Raw genomic sequence first — 19,513 nt, forward strand, 5'->3', positions numbered from 1 at the left:
GGCCAGCTCCGAGGCTATGATCCACGTCGCCTCGATCGACAACCTCGCCAAGCGCATAACGGACGAGACGACACCAACCTGGCGAGGGACTTACTAGAACAGAAAGGGCAATTCGCTTAGATCAAATGCCCTCTAAGAACCCGGTTCCCTTTACTTGAAGGTCTGGCGGCGGCAGGCGGGCGGTCCTTGGTCTCGGCCGTGACCAAGACCAACCGCCCCTGAGCCGACCGAAGCTCAGGCGGGTGGCTGCGTGGGGATACCTGCTGCGGTGTGCGTCGAGGGAAGCGTGCCCCCTACATTTGACTGACCGATCACTCTCCTACATGATGTCATCATGCCCAGACCGAGGAGCGACGACAAGCGTGCGGCGATCATGGCCGCCGCCACGCGGATCATCGCTGCTCAGGGGCTGGGGGCGGCGACGGCGGCGATCGCGAAGGAGGCCGGCGTCTCGAACGGGTCACTGTTCACATACTTCGACACCAAAGCGGATCTACTGAACCAGCTTTACCTGGAGCTGAAGGGCGAGATGGGGGCAGCCGCACTCGGCGGCCTGCCCGCAGCCGATGCGCGCACCCAGATGCTGCACATGTGGTCACGATGGATGGACTGGGCAACGGCCAATCCCCTGAAGCGCCGCACTCTGGCCCAGCTCCAGGTCTCCGACGAGATCACGGCGTCCACCCATGAGTCCGCAAACCGGACCATGACAGGCATCGGAGAGATCCTGGAGCGCAGCCGGGCGAACGGCCCGATGCGCGATGCCCCGGCGGCTTTGGTGTTCACGCTGTCCAATGCCCTGGCTGAGGCCACCATCGACTACATCATCGGCGACCCGGACCGCGCCGAAGAGCACAAGCAGTCCGGTTTCGACGCACTCTGGCGCATGATCGGCTGACCCGCCCCGGGCCCACTTCCTCGCACTCACGCACACCCATTAATGACTGACTAGTCAGACCTCTAAGGAGTACCATGCCCGACAAGGTCTACGTCATCACCGGCCCGACCTCCGGCTTCGGCCGCCGCACCGCCCTCGAACTGGCCAAGCACGGCACCGTCGTGCTGGTCGGCCGCAACGCCGCCAAGCTCGATGACGTGCGCAGCAGCATCGAATGCAGAGGCGGAAAGGCCGTGTCCGTCCTCTGCGACCTCTCGGACCTGACGAGCGTGCGACGCGCCGTCGCTCAGATCACCGAGCTCGGCCTTCCGATCACTGGCGTGCTCAACAACGCCGGGATCTTCCCCAACCGTCCCGGCACGAACGCCCTCGGCTGGGACATCGCCTACGCGACCAACCACATCGGGCCTTTCGTGTTCACCGAGACGCTCGTGCCCCACCTCCAAGACGGCACACAGGTGGTGTTCATCGTCTCGGCTGTGGAGGATCCGGAGCGCAAGGCCGCCACCATGTCCGGTTTCCGCGGCGCCCGGTACATCTCTGCCGAGGCGAGCACCCGTGGCGAGTGGAAGCCCGGCGGCTCGAAATTGCCCGGCGGAGACGCCTACGCCACCTCCAAGCAGTGCAACCTGGCAACGGTGCTCGCCTTCGCCCGCGAAACACCCCGACTGCGGTTCAACGCCATCGAGCCCGGCTTCGCTCCCGGCACGAATCTCGGCCGTGACGCCGGCCTGTTCCTGCGTCTGCTGTCGAAGTACGTGCTCTCGCCACTGGCCCCGCTCATCAAGTACTGGACCAACCCGGGCACCGCTGCTCGCATGATCACCCGGATACTCACCGACGAATCGGACACCACCGGCGTCTACTACGACGAGAAAGGACGACCAATGCGGGGTTCCGCACAGGTGCACGACCCGGCGTTCAACGCGCGGGTAGTCGCCGAGACCCGTGCACTACTGGGGACAGTGCACGTCTGAGGAAGGACTTCGGGTGGCCCCCGGGCAACCGGACTCGGCCCACCGTTCGGATGGCTTCGCCCCCGCTTGGCCTGCACTTGCGAGGCATCGAGCTTGTCACGAGAGAAGTCCAGCCAGTGAGCCTCCCGCAACCGGTCCAGCAACACCTGTTAGCTACGCGCCTTTACGCGGCAGGGTGTCGGGTGGTGATCAAAAACGCGAGGAGTGCTTCTGCCTGCAACGGTGACACGTATCCAGGGTCCAGGTCGTCGCAGGAAAGAAGCACTATCCAGATGAAGAAGCGCATCGGGTCGTACCCGCGTGTCCACATCGAGGGCGGCGGCCGGGCGGCGGTCTCGCAGGCCGGGGGTGTGCTGCTGGTCTAGACAGTCCGCAAGGCCGGCCTGGACGCCGCGATATCAGCGGCGCTGACGCCGTGGCGGAAGGTTCGGGCGGTGCACGATCCGGGCAAGATCCTGCTGGACGTGGCCCTGGCGGTCGCGCTGGGCGGGGACTGCCTCGCGGATGTCGGGGTGCTGCGGGCCGAGTCGTACGTGTTCGGGCCGGTGGCCTCCGATCCGACGGTCTCCCGCCTCGTCGACACCCTCGCAGCCTCTGAGGAGAAGGCCCTGCGTGCGATCCGTGCCGCGCGGGCTGAAGTCCGCCGACGTGTCTGGCGGTTGGCTGGCCGGGAAGCGCCTGACGCGGGCGGGACGGTGACCGTGGACCTCGATGGTGTGCTGGTGATCGCACACTCGGACAAAGAGGACGCCGCACCCACGTGGAAACGAACTTACGGCCACCACCCGCTGATGGGGTTCGTCGACCACGGACCGGGCGGCACGGGTGAACCGGTCGTAGCCCTGCTCAGACCAGGCAATGCGGGATCGAACACGGCGGCCGACCACATCACCGCCACCCGGCTGGCCTTGGCCCAGCTGCCGAAGAAATACCGACGCGGGCGCCGCACCCTGATCCGCACCGACTCCGCGGGCGGCACCCACGACTTCGTCGCCTGGCTCGCTCAGCGGGGACGGTGGCTGTCCTACTCGGTAGGCATGGTGATCACCGAGCAGGTCCACCAGCATGTGATGAAGGTTCCGGCATCGGCCTGGACGGCGGCCGTCGAGGCGGACGGCGAGATCCGCGACGGCGCCTGGGTCGCCGAACTCACCGGCGACGTTCTGGACGGCTGGCCCAAGGGCATGCGGCTGATCGTCAGGAAGGAACGACCGCACCCCGGGGCCCAGTTGCGGCTCACGGACGCGGATGGCATGCGGCTGACCTGTTTCGCCACCAACACCTCGGGCCGGCCGATCGCCGAGCTCGAGCTCCGTCACCGGCTGCGGGCCCGGGCCGAGGACCGCATCCGTGCCGCCCGGGCCACCGGCCTGCGTAACCTGCCCCTGCACCGCACGGCCCAGAATCGGATCTGGCTGGAGATCGTGCAGATCGCTCTCGACCTGCTGGCCTGGATGCAGATGCTCGCCCTGACCGGCAAGGCCCGTGTCTGGGACCCCCGCCGACTGCGGCTCCGCCTGTTCACCGCGGTCGGACAGCTCGTGACCACCGGCCGTCGGCGGATCCTCCGCCTGGCCCGGCACTGGCCCTGGACCGGTCACATCACCGCAGCCCTCGTCCGGCTCACCCAACTGCCCGACCCTGGCTGACCAGCGGATTCCCCGTCCCTTCGACAGCACCCCAACACCCGGAGCAGTGGAACCCGGCGCCACCCCGAGACGACACTCGGGCCCTCGGCCTGCACAGCCTCAGCCCACGACACGAAAACGGTCCACCGACTCCGTCGGCGGACCGTCACGAAACTTCGAGGCTAGGCGCAGCGGCCGTGCCGTGAAGGGCACATTCAGCGTACGTAGTAGTACCGAGCAGGTCGCGACCGGCAGCAACCATACGGTGCGGATGGCCGTGCCGGGCGGGGAGCGCGGTGGACGGTCACGGTGAGCGCCCACGTGCTCGATGACGGCGTCGAGGTCGACCGGTTCCGGGGTGGTGGCGCTGGGGGCGAGCAGCCCTGCACCGTGAGCAAGCCGAAGATCCGTTCACCGTCGCGGAACCCTCGTCCCGATGTCAGTGGGCGGCGTTACGCTCACCTTCCACAGCGACCAGGGGTGGGTAGGCATGGACGACGGCGCTTCAATCAACATCAGCAGTCTGCTTAACGGGGACGACCCAATTGAGGACGCCAGCGAAGACCTGCTGCAGCGCTCCGGGCTCGCGGACGCCTTCGCGGCGGAAATCCACAGGACCTCTGCGAAGCACGGCGCAGTTGTCGCGCTTACGGGAAGATGGGGCTCGGGCAAGACGTCACTGCTGAACCTCACTGCGAGTGCCCTGGAATCGCTCGACGACGTCCAGGTCGTCAAGTTCAACCCGTGGTTCTTCTCCGGAACCGACCAGCTCATGCGGTTCTTCTTCGACGAGCTCGCCGGACAACTGCGCGACGAACGCGGGCTGAAGGACAGACTAAAAGGCGCGGGCCGCACAGTCGCCGAGCGTCTGGGCAGGTACTCGTCCGCTCTGTCTCCGCTGAAGTTCATCCCTGGCGCCGGGGCCGTTCTAGAAGGTGCAAGCGCCGTCGCCACCGGAGCGTCCAAGCTCCTGGGCGAGGAACAGGAGACCATCCACCAACAGCGCGCGGAGCTCACTGCACTCCTCGCCGCTCTGCCAGGGCGGATCGTGGTTTTCGTCGACGACATCGACCGCCTGTCACAGCAGGAGATCCGCGACCTTTTCCGGCTCGTGCGTTTGACGGGGTCGTTCCCGAACATCGTCTACGTGCTCTGCTTCGACCGTTCCGTAGTGGAGAGGGCGCTGACGGACGGAGCTGTCGAGGGATCCGCGTACCTCGAGAAGATCGTGAAGATCGCGATGGACGTGCCTCCGCTCCCCACGCAGGCGCTCTCGCCAGTCATCGGCCAAGGACTGGCCGAAGCGCTCGACGGGATCGACTTCGGACCGTTCGACGAGGCCCGGTGGCCGGATATGTTTGTGCAGGTCGTTCTTCCCCTGTTCTCCACCATCCGGGATGTGAAGCGGTACTTGGCGTCAGTGCCTCTGACCGTTCGTAGCCTGCGCGCAGAAGTGAGTCTCGTCGACGTTCTGGCTCTCGAGGCGCTCCGTGTCCGGTATCCCGCAGCGCACGACCTGCTGCCGGCTTCGGTGGATCTGGTCACGGGAACCAGCACGATCTATCAGCGCAACAACGGGCAGACTCCGCGCGAGAAGGCGTTCGTGGAGGACTTCACCCTTCTCCTGGACGGGCAAGCCCAGTCGGTCATCCGTCTGCTGTTCCCCGCCGCCGAAAGGCTCTTCGGTGGCAGCAACTACGGCTCTGACTGGGTACCGGCCTGGGAACGGGACCGGCGCGTGGCCTGCAGAAGAGTGCTGGACTTCTACCTCCACCGGCGGCTTCCCGCCGGACGGGCACCCATTCGGTGTATCGAGAGCGTCGCAGGTGCGATCGGCGACGAGTCCGCCCTCACCGAGGCGCTGGGACAGGTGCCGGACCTCACGCTGGACGATGTCCTCAAGCGTCTTGTCCCCTACCTCCGCGATGTGTCCGAGGAGCAGGTACTGCCCACGGCCAAAGCGTTGATGCGTCAACTGCCGCGCATCCGGCTGGGATCTACTGGGATGCTGTCTCCGGGCAGTGAATGGGCTGTCTTGAGCCCAGTGAGAGTTCTGCTCCGTACGCTCGGCGAAGACGCGGTCGAGCCCATCGTCCGCAGCCTTTTCCACAGCATCACGAGCTTCTACGGAAGGGCTCTTCTGCTCAGTGTCGTCTCGGGCGGCTCGGACGACCAAGGGGTGATCACGGAGGACGCCGCCCAGTCCCTCAGGGGGGATCTCTTCTCCCAACTTCACACGGCGTGCCCCGGGGACCTTGCCGGCGAAAGGATGCTGCTGCAAACGCTCCTCATGGCGACGGCAGGTACAGATGATCCTTCCCCCCTTGAGTCGCGGTCCGATCCCCGGGTCGTCGCGCGCCTGCTGGAAAGCGCGACGACGCCTGTGCACAGCCAGACGATGGGCAGCGTGGCGGTGCGGACGGAAAAGCGGCTCGCCTGGGATCCGCTGGTGAACGTGTTCGGGGGCACGACGCTTCTGGCGGAAGCCGTCGCGTCCGTGCGCCGGTCCCTCGACGACGGGACGATCGAGCCCAGCGAGGAGCTGGCAGACGCTTTGGCCCTGTACGAGAAGTACTCGACAGGATGGCGACCTGAGGAATTCTGACCTCACGCGGTCATGAGCGTCGCACAGAAGTGACCGGCGCGCGGTTGGGTTTGTCGGGGCGGCCGAGCCGGTCCTCGCCCACCGGTTCGCTTACGACCGCGCAACGCTGGTGGTGCCGGCGGGAAGGAGGTTACCGTCGAGGCGGGTGTCGGTTGTGACGGTGCGGGTGAGGAGCCAGGCGGGTGGGTGCAGGCGCAGGACTTCGTCGATGATGCGGCACGTGAGTGCGAGGTGGGGCAGGTCGGCGTGGGTGGCGGGGCGGCCCGCGAGGACGGTGTCGACCTCGGCGTGCAGGCGGGCACTGCATCTGACGAAGCCGCTGCGCGAGTTCATCGACGCGAACGCCGAGTGGCTTACCGTCGTTCAGCTGCCCACCTACGCGCCCGACCTCAACCCAACCGAGGGCGTGTGGTCCCTGGTCAAGCGCGACGTCGGCAACCTTGCCGCCGCCAGCCTTCGTCAAGTCACCCGCGCGGTCAAGCATCGGCTCAAGAAGCTCCAGTACCGGCCAGACGTGATCGACGGCTGTCTTGCCGGCACCGGCTTGGCCCCTGGGCACGTGACTCTCCAGGCCTGGGCCTGACTGTGTCGGCTCATCCGGCGATAGGAGACGATGCAGCCCACGCCAGCGCACGAAAGCGAGCAACTCAATGACGGAACCCGCTCCGATGGATCTGATCCACCTCGCCGATCCGGATGGGAACCGCTGTATCGTGCGCGTCACAGGACGGTCCCAGCCGGGCGTGCTGACCGGCCACGACATTCTGCACGCGAACGTGCTCGTCTCCGCGAGTTTCGTCGACGCCCGGCTCGACCTTTACCTCTTCCAGCATGACCTGGACTCCTGGGAGCAGGAGCTGTCCAACCTGGGACCAGGCCAGACGGTCAGCATCGGCGGAGACCGCGGCCTGAGCCTCGACATCCACGTGCACGAAGACGGCTGGCTGTCGATCCAGGTCAGCGACCCGGACCGCCTTACGACAGCCCTGGGAACCCGCCCCCAGGAAGACTGGATCGCCGAGCATCGCGGGCGCCTGGAACAGGTCCGACTGACCTGGCCCAGCGAAGTCATCGAGACGGCACCAGGAGCTTACGGGTGGAGCCCCAATCGCAAGCGGTGACCACCTGATCCCAGCATCCGACATCACGCTTTCAAGTTCAGTAGCGCAGCGCCAATGAGAATCCCAGTTGACGCCAGCATCAGCAAACGATTGTTAGTATCCAGTGCGACAGACGAGACAGTAATACCGAGACCAAGAAGAAAAATGGCCGCCGACTTCCACCACAGTTTCCGACGACTCATCCGCACGCCAATTACCACACAACCGACAACGAGTGCGACATAGTAGAAATCCAACACTCAGACTCTCTCCAAAAGACCGAAATGTCGGCATGCATAAATTATCGAGAAAGGGAATCTGAAATGACAAGGAAAAGCATATAGAGAGGAATCGCCACAAAGAAGGCGCCGGTAACGAGATAAACGTTTCGAGCGGACCCGAATCGAGGCTGGCCCGATCTCCGGATAAGCAAGTCACGAAAGCCGCGCACGTTGAACAGAATGGCCAATCCAAAGCCCATGATAATGAGCGGCAGGACAATCGCCGCAACTATACCCATCGAGACCCTCAGCTATTGTTATCAAAATAGGACATTTTAAGCGAAATCTCGAGCAGACGCTTTCGGCCCCGACTTGCGGGTTAGTGCCGTAAGCGAATCGTTGGGCAGTATTTTGCCCTGCCCCCAGTGGCCGCCCCTCTGCATCCGCGAGTCGCCAAGCCAGGATAAGGACCTCAACGGCATAAGGATAATCTGGTGCCGCATATGCCTTCCCTTAAGGGCGGCACCACACCGATCGCCGCTACCGAGATTCGACGGATGAGGTCGCACCGTTGGACTTCTTCATACTTCTCACGACGCAACCGTGGAGTGCGCCTTTGCCCGTAGTGGTGCTCGAACCACTGACGCCGAGCGGGATCTCGTATCTCACGCTGTACCTGGGCTATACGGTCACTGATCCCCTCGACGACCCGAGGTGGAAGGGCGTGGCGAGCGAAGCCGGCCTTCGGGTGCGCATGGTGCAGCTTCATGTCGCGCGCCCACTCAACTGCAGACCTCTTGTGCTTCCAGCTATTACACCGGTCGCAGGCAGGCACGAGGTTCCACCAGATGTCACGTCCTGCCCTGCCTGCCAATGGCGCTTCGTGCTCAAGGGTCTGCGACTGCCGCTCGTCGCAATACACGCACCGCCGCCCGTGTGCCATCAAAACCATGATCCACACCCAGAGGGGCTGACTCCCCCGATCCTTACTCAGCACTTCTTGTCTGGCCCCCGCCATCTCCACCCCTCTGCCACTCAGCTCGTCGGCATCGTACGGAGAGCCACTGACAGACAGCCTGGCTATCGCTGAAGCAGCGATGCCCGGATCGGACGGAGCCCAGCTACAGCCACACCATCAGTGCCCAGCGGGGGCGCGGGGCGCGGACGCACGTCTTGACCTGCACTTTCCTTGCGTAGAGCAACTGCCGGCGCACGTGTAGGGGATGGGGCGATCCTGTCAGTGCCCGGCTTAAAACGCGTCGACGAGCGTGCGACGCCCTCGCGCTCGCCGACTCGAAGCCCGGCCGGGCGGCCGCCAACCCTGCGGCTGCGGCAAGGACCGGCCGCCAGCACCGCGTCGAAGGCGACATCCTCTGGCCCCACGGCAACATGGGCCGCGCGGCCTCCGCCTACACCGCCGCCTGCGACCAGGCCGAGCAGCGCGGCGTCGCCGGGGAACGCGCCACCAGCCAAGCCCAGCACGATTGCCGCGCTCGTGCGCGACGCCGGAGCCCTGCGTAGCCTCGAAGCCGCTCGCGACCTGCGCTCCGAGACCCGTGACGCCGGCATCATCGCGGCCGAAGCCGTCCTGGAGCTGGCGCTCGCCATCCATCATGCCGTCCTCGGCGAACAGGACAAGGTCCGTGCCGTCATCGGCCGTCTGCGCGAGCCCGCCCGAACCGGCGACTACGCCTACTACGCCGACATCGCCCACTATCTGGGCGGCCTGCCCCTGCCCGAGCCCTCCTCCACCCACTGGCTCTACGGGGCCGAGGCCGTCCGCACCCGCTGGCATCGCCTCGTCCAGACCCGCCGAGCTCACCTTTGCGTCGACGGATGATCCGGCTTCGGCGTCAGGGCGTCAGGTCGAGGACGCGAACCGGCTCTCCGGTCCACCGGTCGGGGGCGGTGGTGGCGATGATCGCTCCGTCGGGGCGGTCCGGGGTCGGCTGGGCCGCGTACTGGCAGTGTGCCGCCCCCCAGGTGTCGTGCTGGGCCACGGCCAAGGCAGCCGGGAGGTCCAGGTCGAGCACGGTGATGCCCGGCAGGGCGGCCAGGTGTTCCGCCGTGCCCGGCCGTGCCCGGTCGGCTTCGACGAGCGCGCAGGCGGGGGCGTACAGATACCAGCCGGCCTGGGCGTGGGCGCGGTGGATGAGGCGGGAGGCGAGAACGTTGCCCTGGCCGGCCGCTGCCATGGCGGTGTCGTCCAGGACGATGTGCATGGCGTCGCTCACCGGGCGGCCGCCTGGGCCAAGCGCCGGTCCAGTTCGCTGTCGAGGTCCTCTTCCTCAGCGGGGGTCGGCGCGTAGCCGTTCCACTCCCTCAACGCGGCCCGGGCCCGCTCGGCCCGCTCGGCCCGCTCGTCCGGGGTGAGCAGGGTTTCTGCGAGCCGCGCCAGGTAGGCACGCAGCGACATCCCCTCCGCCGCAGCTATGGCGGCAAGCCGGTCACGGGCTTCCTCGGGAATGCGGACATTGGCGTCAGACATCATCGGGCTCCCTCCACACCGAGCAGGATACGGGTACGTACCCGTACCCCGCTAGGGAAAGGTACCCACACCAGCCACGACGCTGGCGTACCGAGCCCCCGCCCAGGGCCGCCGCCCTGGCCCACCCTGGCACGGACGGCGCCGCCCCTCCCAGTCCCGCAGGAGGACCGACGCCTGTCCGCCCCACCTGGAAGGTGGGCTGGCCAGGTGGCGACAGGGTTGACTGCTTCACCCGATCGAAGCCTCAACCGCTGCGCCTCCTTGATGCCCAGCCACACGCCGGATGTCATCAGCGCGGGCAGCGGTCCGTCCGCCGCGTGACTCGGTGAACGAGCCCTGCTCCCCGGCCACGGCCGTTTCCTGCTCCGCGTCCAAAGCCTTATCGCGTACGTCCTCATGCCCGCACTGGAAGAACTCGGCGGCTCGCTGCATACAGCACGCGATCACCGTTCGAGGGGAAAAGGCGGACTTCTCTCCAGAGCGGGCGCCCAGGTCGCATCGAACGCCTCCTACCACTGCCCGGGGCTAGGACCTGCGACCACCATCTCTTCGTAAGTCCACACAACTCACGATGAGCAACGGTGGCAGCGCACGTCTTCACGGCCACCCACCGGCAAGACCAGGATCTACGGCTGGAGCGTTAAGCGCTGATGAGCGAAACAAACGCATTAATCAGCACAATTACTCCAACCGAAAAGAAGCCAATCGGTATCACCCACAAGTCGAGGGTTTTTTGGCATCGAGTATTGCGGACTTTGCGAATTCGTCTCCTCAGGCGTTCGGACAAAACGCGTTCGGAGAAATCCGGATGGCGTACGCTCGTATATCGAGCGAGCGCACCCCATCCGATGCAGAATACACCCACGGCAATCCGCGCCGCAAAGCTTCCCCAATTCACTGTCTCTCACAATCTACATAAGATCCTCCGCCCACCAGACGGTCTGCGTGACCACGAAGGCGATGAGGCGCGGATCGGCGAAGGGCGTCTCCACCACCGCATCGAACCGCCGACCTCGCAAGGGGCGGGCTGCCTTGAGAGTGCGCTCGGACTTCACGCGGGCCCTGACTGAGCCAGTCGAGCATGCCATCTCCCTTGGTAGACAGGCGTCGAGCGCCGCTCTACCGGACCGCTATCCCTTATCACAATGAGCGCATCAGCATCATCAGTCGCGAGTTGGGTCCGTCTCGTTAGGGCGCCGCCTCGTGCGGCGGCTAGAACAGGAAGGTGTACGCGCCCCAGCCCGTACCGACCACGGTGCGCCCGCCGAAGGGTGCGGCCGACGAACGCCTGCCGGGCGAGAGCCAGACCCGGCCCGTGCCGTCCCGGGCCAGCAGATCGGGCCTTCCGTCACCGGTGTAGTCGCCTCCGCCGATGAAGGCCGTCGCCCACTTCCAGTCGCCGCCCAGCCGGACCGCGGGCCCGAACGGCTTGGTGGCCTGACCGGTGCCCGGGGAGAGCCTCAGGACTCCGGTGCCGTCCCGCGCGAGCAGATCGGGCCTTCCGTCACCGGTCACGTCTCCAGCGCCCACCAGCGCGGTGACGGACTTCCACGTGCCGGGCACGCGGAGGGGTGGTTTGAAGACGTCCCAGTAGTCGGGCCCGTTCTCTCCGCGGAAGAGCCAGAGAACACCCGCCCTGTCACGGGCGAGCATGTCGCCGTACCCGCTCCCCGTCAGGTCGCCGACGCCGGTGAACATGCTGTAGGCGCGCATGTTAATGCTCGACCAGAACGCGTGTACGCGGCCGTACCGGTCGGGCTCGAAGGCCTCCAGAGTGCCGTTTGTGGTGTCGCGCGCGTACACCGCGCACGGCCAGTTCCTCGTCCTGCCGACGTACGTGAAGTTGTCGAGGTGGTCCCAGGTGCCCTGGTCCTGCGCAGCGATCCGGTGACTGAACGGGGCGCTCGCCGACCCCGTCCCCCGCATCAGCCAGATGCGCGCCGAGCGGTCGAACCCGTATACGTCGGCCTTCGTGTCGACGTTGAAGTCCCGTGGACTGCCGGAGCAGGCGAAGAGCGGCGGAGCCGCGTCGGCCCGGTGCGCCAGCGCGGGCATCGTGGTGGCCGCGAGCGCGGCGAAGGCGGAGATCAGAGCACGCCAACGCGTTCTCAAGTCGTACCCCCAAAAGAGGAGAGCGCAGGCTGCTGCCGGCTGGGCGGCAGCGTACACAAGACCACTACTACTGCTCACCAACCGCGCATGAAGGGGTGCCCCGTAACCGGTGGGCCCCTGCGCCGGTCCCCGGTGCGAGCTGATCAGCGGCAGGTGGCAGGCTTGCGGGATGTTGATCGAGGGATACGACGACGGCCCGTTGGCTGCTGGGGAGTCTCTACTGACTCGCCCCGGGTTCTGGTCGAACTATCTACTGGAGATCTGCGCTGGCGGGACGGGCGTTGGGCGTCCCAGCCCGGAGTGGTTCGGCGATGATGGTGCCGATACCGAAGCCTTGTCCGAGACCCTCATGGACCCCGACTGGTGGCCTGTGTTCCGGGTGCCGGCCGCGAAAGGCCCCGGAATCGTCGTGGTCTACCGCAACTTGGTCGGCGACTACGGCACCGACTACTTGCTTGTCCCCGAAGGCCAAGGCGGCGTGCAACGGATCGCCGGCTGGGAAGGGGAGCTGTCAGGAACCGGGCTGCCGTGGCCGGACCTCGTGAGGATCGCGGACCACCCAGCACCCGGGGCCGCCGGGGTCGACGACTGCGCCGCCCGCCTCCTGCTGATCCTGCCCCTCCTGGGCGATCCGGATGTTTCGGAGGATGCCTCCGAAAGGGTCAGCACCGCCCTCATCGCGGTCGGCGCTCCACAGGACACCGCATCCAGCACGGCGGACCATCTACTCGCTCGCTTGACGAACAGATCATGGCACGACCCCGCATGGGCCTCACCCCTGAGCGGCAGTTACTGAGCTTGCTGGCGTGATCGCGTCGGCTTGTCGGTGTGCCGGTAGCTCAGGTGCGGGGCTGCGATCTGCTTGATCTGTTCGACCACCAACATCGGCCGCATGTGGGGCATCGCCGGCTCAGGTCACGCCCAGTTCCTGGACGTGCTGCACCGCTCGCACGCGTCCGTGGAAGACCGGGTCCGCACCAACAAGGCCATGGGCTTGGACAACCTGCCCTCCGCATCGTGGGAGGTCAACCGCGGCTGGGTGCTCGCCGCGAACCTCGCCGCCGATCTCGACGCGTGGTTGCGGTTGCTGGCACTGCACGACATCGACGACCTGGCCGACGCCGAGCCGGACACCATGCGCTTCCGCCTCTACCACCTGCCCGCCCGCCTCACCGACCACGCACGCCGCCGCTGGCTGCGGATCGAGGCGACCTGGCCCTGGGCGAAGGCGTTCACCACCTGCTGGCACCGGCTGACCACCCTGCCCGCCGTGACCTGACAACAAAACCACCAGCCCGACGAGACAAGGAAGGAGCAGACCCGCACGACCTCCGGGTGCCGTGGAACCCCGGCGCAGCCGCAGCGACACGCGAAGCCCCCGCCCGCGATCACGCGGGACAAACGGGGCGAACCAGCAACACCGTCATACGCTCACGACCACTGACGAATCGAGGCTAATTAACGGGCAGGCATGCGCCCGTGGCCCGCGAACACCATATGTCCACGGGCCAGTAGGAAGATCAGCTGACGTCGGGATTCAGCTACCACCAGCCGGCCCGGCAGCTCAACGATTGGTTTCTGTAACAGACCGGATTTCGGTCCACTGCGCACAGATCAAGTCGAGATCCCCAATCGCGATCCAGGCGAGGTAATCCACTTCAGCCGAGAGTGCGCTGACCGAACCCAGTCGGTAAGCCTGCAATCTCCTTGAAATGTTGCCAGGAAGGCCGACTTCGTCGTGTCCGACCTTCAGATCTTCGCGCCTTGGTGTCGGATCCCGTGGTTGCCGATTCTTGGCAAACGTAGCGAGCCAGCGATAGGCGAACAGGGGGTCGATATGCACAGCTGTTGTACCGACTCCCATTCCACGCCCGTCAATATCATACTTAATGAAGAATGTTTCGTATAATCCGTTTTTCTGCTCGCCGAGCATCCCCATGGGGTCCTGTCCGCGAAGGCCGAACATCACCCCGTCAAAGTCCCTCGCAGCCATTGCAATTTCTTCCACCATGGTCCGGCGGCGACTTTGCGGGGTAATGTTCATTTTCCCTCACTTCTCAGAGTGTGCGGTCAATCCTTGTAGTAGTACGTTGTGTCCCAACGGAGACCCGGAATGGCACTCCTCGCCGTCGATCATGACGACGTAGCTTCCGCCTTCCACCTCTGCGGTAGCATCTCCCGCGCCTCCTGAGTGCGTGAGGAAATGCATTTCATGACTCGCTCCGGTAGCCCACCCACTGTCGGGAAGCTTACCGAGACCGAATCTGTCTGTGACGTCTACGGTCCAACCGTAGCGAACGACGGAGTAGTCGACCTTGTAGCCGGTATTGACCTCTCCGTCGTAGTGACCACCGGTTGCATAGAAGTGGATGTACGATTCTCCACAGTCACCGTGCACCACGGGTATAGAGTGCGGGGCAACGTGCCCGTCTTTCGGTACGGAGGTCTGTTCTCCGTTCGGTAACGTGACGATTTTGTAGCCGTGCTGTTCAGCTACTGCCGCATCGAATCCGACCACCTTCATCGGCGTCGTGACAGTTACCTCACGCCCTTTGGGTTCCGAAGAGGTAGCAGAAGCCGAATTTGCGCCTGCCAGGCCAATGGCAGCCGACAGCGTGGACACCACGGCCATTACCCTTACCGAGTTTCGCATGATCCCCCCTGGATGGGATGTTTTCCCCGTGACTCAGGTTGTCTCGGGCCGAAATCGAAGCTATGGGGAGCCGCCCACTCCCCACAAGGGCCATTTTGCGACGTAGATCGGCAACCGGGCTTCCGTTTGCTACAGACCGTGAGCATGTCGGGCGGATCCCAGCCCAGGATCTTAGATCAACCGTGTTCGACAACGCACAGTAATATGGATGCTGGCTCGCAATCAGCGGAGTGACTCAAACAAGGCCAGCTCCGATGAAATGCCCGATTTACTGTCCAATAGATGGCTTGTAGCGTTCCTGTGCGAAAGTTCCCCAGAGCGGTGAGGCCGCCGCGTTCCGCCAGGCTGTCCTCGACGACCACTTGCCGCCACCCCCTCCCGGCCAGGGCTTCGGCATAGTCGGCGGGCGTCCGTTTCGTGGCGCGCACCGCCGGCATGGAGTGGGCGCGGCCTATGCACAAGGGGGTCCGTTACGGTCGGACCTCACGCCCCACACGTCACATCATCCTCTGGACCTGTACTCCCCGCCCCGGTCTGCGGTGAGTTCGCTGCTCCCGGGACGGGTGTCGTGCTCAGCTGAGGTGGAGGCTGCTGAGGGCGGTGGTCCAGTCGTTGACGATGGCGTGCTGTGCCTGCGTGAGGGTGATCTGGCCAGCGCAGACCGCGGTGTGCAGCTTGGTCTCGACCGGGTCTTTCTTGTTGTTGATGCCGCCGCTCTTCTTGTGGCCCGGGTCGGCCGGCTCCACCCACAAGTTCCGCGGGTCGTTGGGGTCTCCCCCGAGCTGGAGGCTGATCAGGTGTTGTCCGGTGTTGGTGCGGGGTGCCGCTGACGACGTCGACGGTCGGCCCTTAGCCGGTTTCGTCGCCTTCAGAGGTGCTTATCCAGGGTAGTTCGCTCGTGACGGTGACGTCGCTGACGGTCCCGTCCCCCGGCGGAAGGTTGGTTTCTACAGTCGTCGCTATGGCCGTTCGGCAGCGTGTCGTGAGTGGCGATGAGGTGACCTACGTCGTTCTCGACCGGCAGTGGCGGGTCGTGGAGCCGGTTGAGGCGTATTTGGAGTATCTGCGGCAGGAGCAGTACTCCCCCAACACTGTGCGGCTGTACGCGCGGGGGCTTGCGTCCTGGTGGTCGATGCTGGAGGACGGAGGTCTGGACTGGAGCCGGGTGAGGGTAGACGATCTCGCCCGATTCAAGCGACGGCTGCGTGACCGGGGCGTGGATTCCGCTGTGATCACGCTGCGACCGGAGGAGACCGCAGCCAGCAGCACTGTCGATGTGGGCTTGAGTTCGGTGCTGGGCTTCTACCGCTACCACGCCATCGTGACGGGGGTGCCAGCCGCTCGGCAGTTCTACGAGCACGTCAGGGGCGGGTCCATGGAGGCACGCAGCCGGTACGCGTCGTTTCTGGGGCATCTCGGTGGCGGGCAGGACCGCCGGGTCATCGGCCGGCGTCGTGAGCCGAAGGGTCCGCCTCCGTTCCTCACGCCCCAACAGACAAAGGTGATCAAGGATGACGCGGGGCGCCTCGAACGCGGCACGGGCTGGTGCGGTGACCTGCGGCTTCGGTTGTTCTGGACACTGCTGGAAGAGACGGGTCTTCGTCTGGCTGAGGCATTGCTGCTTCGGCATCGCGACTGGCAGCCCGGCACGGGGACGACCGCCTTCGTAGAGGTGCAGCCGCTGGAGGACCGGCGTCGCCGGTTGCGGGTGAAAAACCAGCAGCACCGACGCGTGTACATCAGCGACGAGCTCGATGACCTCTACGGCGAATACCTGTTCCTCCTCGTCGAGCTCGGCGTCGACGTCCAGGACGACCTGCCGGTCTTCGTGAACCTCTACCGGGGCGAGTTCGGCAGGCCCCTGCGGCCGGAGACGATCTATGACTGGATCGAGGGCTTCAAGCGGCGGCATCCGCTGCTGCCGCCGGGATGGACTCCCCACTGGTTCAGGCACACGCACGCGACCGCGCTGCTTCTGGCCGGAGTGCCGGAACACGTGGTCCAGCGGCGCCTGGGGCACCGGGACATCCACACGCTGATGACGACCTACGCCCACGTCACCGAGGATGCGGCGATGCGGGCCGCCGCCGACTGGAAGACGCTGGTGGCCCGATGGGGAGCAACAGCATGAGCGAGAGTGAGCTCTTCAAGGCCCGGCGCACGGCCAAGTCGGATCCGGCGTTGGGCCGGCAGGCCCTGTTCAGCGAGGAGATCATCCAGCGGCTCGCAGCGGAACTGCCGCCGGAGGTGCGGGCGACTTTGCACTTCACCCGGGCGACGATGCCGGCGCACTGGCTGGAGGCGGTCCTGCAGAACGGCGAGAGCTACCGCAGGCGCGACAAGAGCGTCGCGATGGACTTCCAGAGTCTCTCGCCGGCCATGACCACCGAGTTCGCCTGGGCGATCGAGCGGCAGGTGCAACTGGGCATGAACATCGACGCCGAGGCCACGACGAAGCTCGCCCAGCAGATCGCGTTCGTCGCTGCCGGCCAGCGCCACGGTGGCCTGGCAAGCCTTCTCGACCTCTCTTGTGATGAGTGGATCCACGCGATCCGCAAGATCCGGATACGCAGGGGCGACCCTCTGGCACCGAATCAGTTGAACCGGCTGCGTTCCTCGCTCGGCCGCTTCCTGGACATCCTCGTCCACGCCTACCACCAGGGCGACTGGTGGGAACTGAACGTGTGGAACCCGGTTCTGGACACCCGGATCCCGCTACGCCCGCACGAACCACGACGACACAACCTCGTCTACTTCAGCCACCTCACCACCCCCTGGCTGCGGGAGGCCGCCAAATGGTGGCTTGCCCGGCAGCTGGAGCGTGAGGTGTTCGTCTGGACCACGGTCCACACCCGCCAGCACAACCTGGTCTGGTTCCAGCGGTACCTCGACCGCGTCGGCTGCGATGGACCGCACCTCACCGATGACGAGCGTCAGCTCAGCCAATGGGTCCAGGACTTCCGGCAGTGGCTCGGTCGCCAGAAGTGCGCCCAAGGCCCCACCAAGGGCCAGCCGCTCGGCCCCACCCATCGCCGGGCGGCCATGACCGCTCCGGAGGGCGTCTACCGCTTCCTGTTCGAAGAGCGCCAGTCGGCAGTCGCCGACCTGAAGGAACCCCGCTGGCTGCAGCTGGGACCGCAGCACGCCGCCTTGTTCCGCTTCGGCGACAAACCCTCCGGGGCCAAACCGCCGCCCCCGGACATCATCCTCTCGGACGCGGTGATCAGCACGATCGCGCAGAACAGCGAGCTGTTCGCGCTGCCGAAGGACGAGGGCGGGTTCGGTGAGGAACAACTCGTACGGATCCTGGGCCTGCTGATTCGGACCGGCCGTCGCATCAACGAAGTCATCATGCTCGACTTCGATCCCCTCGTCGCCATCCCGTTCCCCGACCCCGATGGCCATGTCGCCCGTCTGCGCTACCAGCAGACGAAGATCATCACCGCTGACAACACCATCCTCGTCGACCAGGAGGTCGTCGACCTCATCCGCCAGCAGCAGGACTACGCCAGCGCGTTCATGGCCGGCCGCGGCAGGTCGGGCGTGCAGCCGAAGTACCTCTTCCTCGGCAGGAAGCACAACCGCAACGGCGACCGGAACTTCCCCGAGTCCACGGTCCACCTGAAGTTCGCCGAGTTCGCCAAGCGCATCGACCTGCGCGACGAGCAGGGCAAGCGGATCAGGATCTCCCGCACCCACATCTTCCGCCACACGCGTGCGACCACCCTGCTCAACGCCGGCGTCCCCCTGCACGTCGCGATGCGCTACATGGGCCACAAGACCCCGACGATGTTCCTCCACTACGCCCAGACCCTCTCGACCGTCGCCGAGCATGAGTTCCTGCGCTACAAGAAGGTGACCGCCGACGGGCGCGACTATCAGCGCGATGCAGCCGAGATGTTCGAGGCCCTGGCCCTCGACCGCCGCACCGACCGCGTCCTGCCCAACGGCTACTGCACCCTCCCGCCCCGGCAGGCCTGCGACAAGGGCAACGCCTGCCTGTCCTGCACGAAATTCGTCACCGACGCCAGCTTCACCGAGGCGCTGCTGCGGCAACGCGACGAAACCCGGGACCTCGTCCAGCGCCGCCAGACCACGCACCAGGCCACCCGGGACCAGCACATACGCGAACAGCTCGTCTCCCAGCTCACGACCCTGATCGAAGACACCGACAAGCTCAGCGACTTCAGACGTGGCGAACTCCGCGGCAAGATCGCCGACAAACCCGGCCTCAACCGCTACCTCCGCACCACCCCGGCCGGCAAGCTCCGCATCGACACCGCGAAGATCAAGACCGAGGAGAACCTCGACGGCAAGTACCTGCTGCGATGCTCCGACCCGGACCTGTCCGCCGAGGACATCGCGCTCGGCTACAAGCAGCTCCTCGAAGTCGAGCGGGGCTGGCGGGACATGAAGCAGATCATCGACCTGCGGCCCGTCTATCACCGGCTCGAAGAACGCATACGCGCCCACGTCGTCCTCTGCTGGCTCTCCCTGCTGCTGATCCGCATCATCGAGACCACCGCCGACGCGACCTGGACGACCGTCCGCCGCGAGCTCGACCGGCTCCACCTCGGTACGTTCACCGGCCCTACCGGCCTGTTCCGCCAGGTCACTGCCCTCACCAAGCCCCAGAGGGACCTGCTGGCCAAGCTCAACATCCCCACACCGAAGCAGATCATCGCGCTCGACCCCGCACCCCGCTGACCAGCACGAACACCAGCGCCTAGAGAAACGCCTTCCAGGCGCCCTCACCCATGTCCGCGCAGGTCAGACCCCAGATTCGTGACTCTAGGATGCTGAATTACGCGGAACGCAGGCTAACGCTTCG

At 65.7% G+C, this 19,513-nt stretch carries 18 protein-coding genes and 3 pseudogenes; 12 read left to right on the forward strand and 9 right to left on the reverse strand.

The genetic code is table 11. The annotated features are described in order from the left end of the window. The 5 genes and pseudogenes from ACFYMM_RS42080 to ACFYMM_RS42100 form a co-directional block, all read left to right on the forward strand. Positions 1–97, forward strand: a pseudogene (locus ACFYMM_RS42080) (IS5/IS1182 family transposase); the annotation flags it as partial. Between the two features lie 237 nt (positions 98–334). Further along, positions 335–898, forward strand: coding sequence for a TetR/AcrR family transcriptional regulator (locus ACFYMM_RS42085; protein WP_388397609.1), 564 nt, complete (start codon positions 335–337; stop codon positions 896–898). 74 nt (positions 899–972) lie between these two features. After that, positions 973–1,875, forward strand: coding sequence for an SDR family NAD(P)-dependent oxidoreductase (locus tag ACFYMM_RS42090; RefSeq protein ID WP_388397611.1), 903 nt, complete (start codon positions 973–975; stop codon positions 1,873–1,875). A gap of 272 nt (positions 1,876–2,147) precedes the next feature. Then, positions 2,148–3,524: pseudogene (locus ACFYMM_RS42095) on the forward strand (IS1380 family transposase). A gap of 469 nt (positions 3,525–3,993) precedes the next feature. Then, positions 3,994–6,108 (forward strand): P-loop NTPase fold protein, encoded by a 2,115-nt coding sequence (locus ACFYMM_RS42100; protein ID WP_388397613.1) that lies wholly within the window; start codon positions 3,994–3,996, stop codon positions 6,106–6,108. A gap of 90 nt (positions 6,109–6,198) precedes the next feature. Here the strand turns inward: ACFYMM_RS42100 and ACFYMM_RS42105 are convergent, their stop codons facing one another. Continuing rightward, positions 6,199–6,441, reverse strand: a complete 243-nt coding sequence (locus tag ACFYMM_RS42105; protein WP_388397616.1) for a cytochrome P450 — start codon at positions 6,439–6,441, stop codon at positions 6,199–6,201. Here ACFYMM_RS42105 and ACFYMM_RS42110 point away from each other — a divergent pair. After that, on the forward strand, positions 6,383–6,691 hold the full coding sequence (locus ACFYMM_RS42110; protein WP_388397619.1) for a transposase: 309 nt from the start codon (positions 6,383–6,385) through the stop codon (positions 6,689–6,691). The genes ACFYMM_RS42105 and ACFYMM_RS42110 overlap by 59 nt on opposite strands. Positions 6,692–6,776: 85 nt before the next feature. Further along, positions 6,777–7,229, forward strand: coding sequence for a DUF5959 family protein (locus ACFYMM_RS42115; protein WP_388397621.1), 453 nt, complete (start codon positions 6,777–6,779; stop codon positions 7,227–7,229). A gap of 23 nt (positions 7,230–7,252) precedes the next feature. Here ACFYMM_RS42115 and ACFYMM_RS42120 read toward each other — a convergent pair whose 3' ends face one another. Together ACFYMM_RS42120 and ACFYMM_RS42125 are read right to left on the reverse strand one after the other, a co-directional pair. Further along, positions 7,253–7,468 carry a hypothetical protein gene (locus ACFYMM_RS42120; protein ID WP_388397624.1) on the reverse strand — a complete coding sequence of 72 codons (216 nt, stop codon included), beginning with the start codon at positions 7,466–7,468 and terminating at the stop codon, positions 7,253–7,255. Positions 7,469–7,901: 433 nt separating this feature from the next. Beyond that, complete coding sequence (locus ACFYMM_RS42125) at positions 7,902–8,447, reverse strand: HNH endonuclease (protein WP_388397627.1); 546 nt, start codon at positions 8,445–8,447, stop codon at positions 7,902–7,904. Between the two features lie 477 nt (positions 8,448–8,924). On the opposite strand from ACFYMM_RS42125, the gene ACFYMM_RS42130 reads away from it, so the two are divergent. Then, positions 8,925–9,269, forward strand: coding sequence for a hypothetical protein (locus tag ACFYMM_RS42130; RefSeq protein ID WP_388397630.1), 345 nt, complete (start codon positions 8,925–8,927; stop codon positions 9,267–9,269). 13 nt (positions 9,270–9,282) lie between these two features. Here the strand turns inward: ACFYMM_RS42130 and ACFYMM_RS42135 are convergent, their stop codons facing one another. The 3 genes from ACFYMM_RS42135 to ACFYMM_RS42145 form a co-directional block, all read right to left on the reverse strand. Then, positions 9,283–9,651: a hypothetical protein gene (locus ACFYMM_RS42135; RefSeq protein ID WP_388397666.1), complete on the reverse strand. Its 369-nt coding sequence runs from the start codon at positions 9,649–9,651 to the stop codon at positions 9,283–9,285. A gap of 8 nt (positions 9,652–9,659) precedes the next feature. Then, on the reverse strand, positions 9,660–9,917 hold the full coding sequence (locus ACFYMM_RS42140) for a hypothetical protein (protein WP_388397632.1): 258 nt from the start codon (positions 9,915–9,917) through the stop codon (positions 9,660–9,662). Between the two features lie 1,212 nt (positions 9,918–11,129). Continuing rightward, positions 11,130–12,029 (reverse strand): FG-GAP repeat domain-containing protein, encoded by a 900-nt coding sequence (locus tag ACFYMM_RS42145; protein WP_388397635.1) that lies wholly within the window; start codon positions 12,027–12,029, stop codon positions 11,130–11,132. 169 nt (positions 12,030–12,198) lie between these two features. Here ACFYMM_RS42145 and ACFYMM_RS42150 point away from each other — a divergent pair, with 169 nt between their 5' ends. Further along, positions 12,199–12,825 carry a hypothetical protein gene (locus ACFYMM_RS42150; protein ID WP_388397638.1) on the forward strand — a complete coding sequence of 209 codons (627 nt, stop codon included), beginning with the start codon at positions 12,199–12,201 and terminating at the stop codon, positions 12,823–12,825. Between the two features lie 96 nt (positions 12,826–12,921). Further along, positions 12,922–13,308 (forward strand): transposase, encoded by a 387-nt coding sequence (locus tag ACFYMM_RS42155; RefSeq protein WP_388397640.1) that lies wholly within the window; start codon positions 12,922–12,924, stop codon positions 13,306–13,308. A gap of 285 nt (positions 13,309–13,593) precedes the next feature. On the opposite strand, the gene ACFYMM_RS42160 is transcribed toward ACFYMM_RS42155, so the two are convergent. The 3 genes and pseudogenes from ACFYMM_RS42160 to ACFYMM_RS42170 all read right to left on the reverse strand — a co-directional run. Then, positions 13,594–14,073 (reverse strand): hypothetical protein, encoded by a 480-nt coding sequence (locus tag ACFYMM_RS42160; RefSeq protein ID WP_388397643.1) that lies wholly within the window; start codon positions 14,071–14,073, stop codon positions 13,594–13,596. 6 nt (positions 14,074–14,079) lie between these two features. Then, complete coding sequence (locus ACFYMM_RS42165; protein WP_388397646.1) at positions 14,080–14,655, reverse strand: hypothetical protein; 576 nt, start codon at positions 14,653–14,655, stop codon at positions 14,080–14,082. A gap of 599 nt (positions 14,656–15,254) precedes the next feature. Further along, positions 15,255–15,482, reverse strand: a pseudogene (locus ACFYMM_RS42170) (hypothetical protein); the annotation flags it as partial. A 161-nt stretch (positions 15,483–15,643) separates the two neighbouring features. Between ACFYMM_RS42170 and ACFYMM_RS42175 the strand changes: the two are divergent. Further along, complete coding sequence (locus ACFYMM_RS42175) at positions 15,644–16,813, forward strand: tyrosine-type recombinase/integrase (protein ID WP_388397647.1); 1,170 nt, start codon at positions 15,644–15,646, stop codon at positions 16,811–16,813. After that, on the forward strand, positions 16,810–19,389 hold the full coding sequence (locus tag ACFYMM_RS42180) for a tyrosine-type recombinase/integrase (protein ID WP_388397649.1): 2,580 nt from the start codon (positions 16,810–16,812) through the stop codon (positions 19,387–19,389). Before ACFYMM_RS42175 ends, ACFYMM_RS42180 begins: the two co-directional genes overlap by 4 nt. The last annotated feature ends 124 nt before the right edge of the window (positions 19,390–19,513 follow it).

Origin of the sequence: Streptomyces sp. NPDC006739, from assembly GCF_042869815.1 — a bacterium.
Lineage (GTDB): Bacteria > Actinomycetota > Actinomycetes > Streptomycetales > Streptomycetaceae > Streptomyces.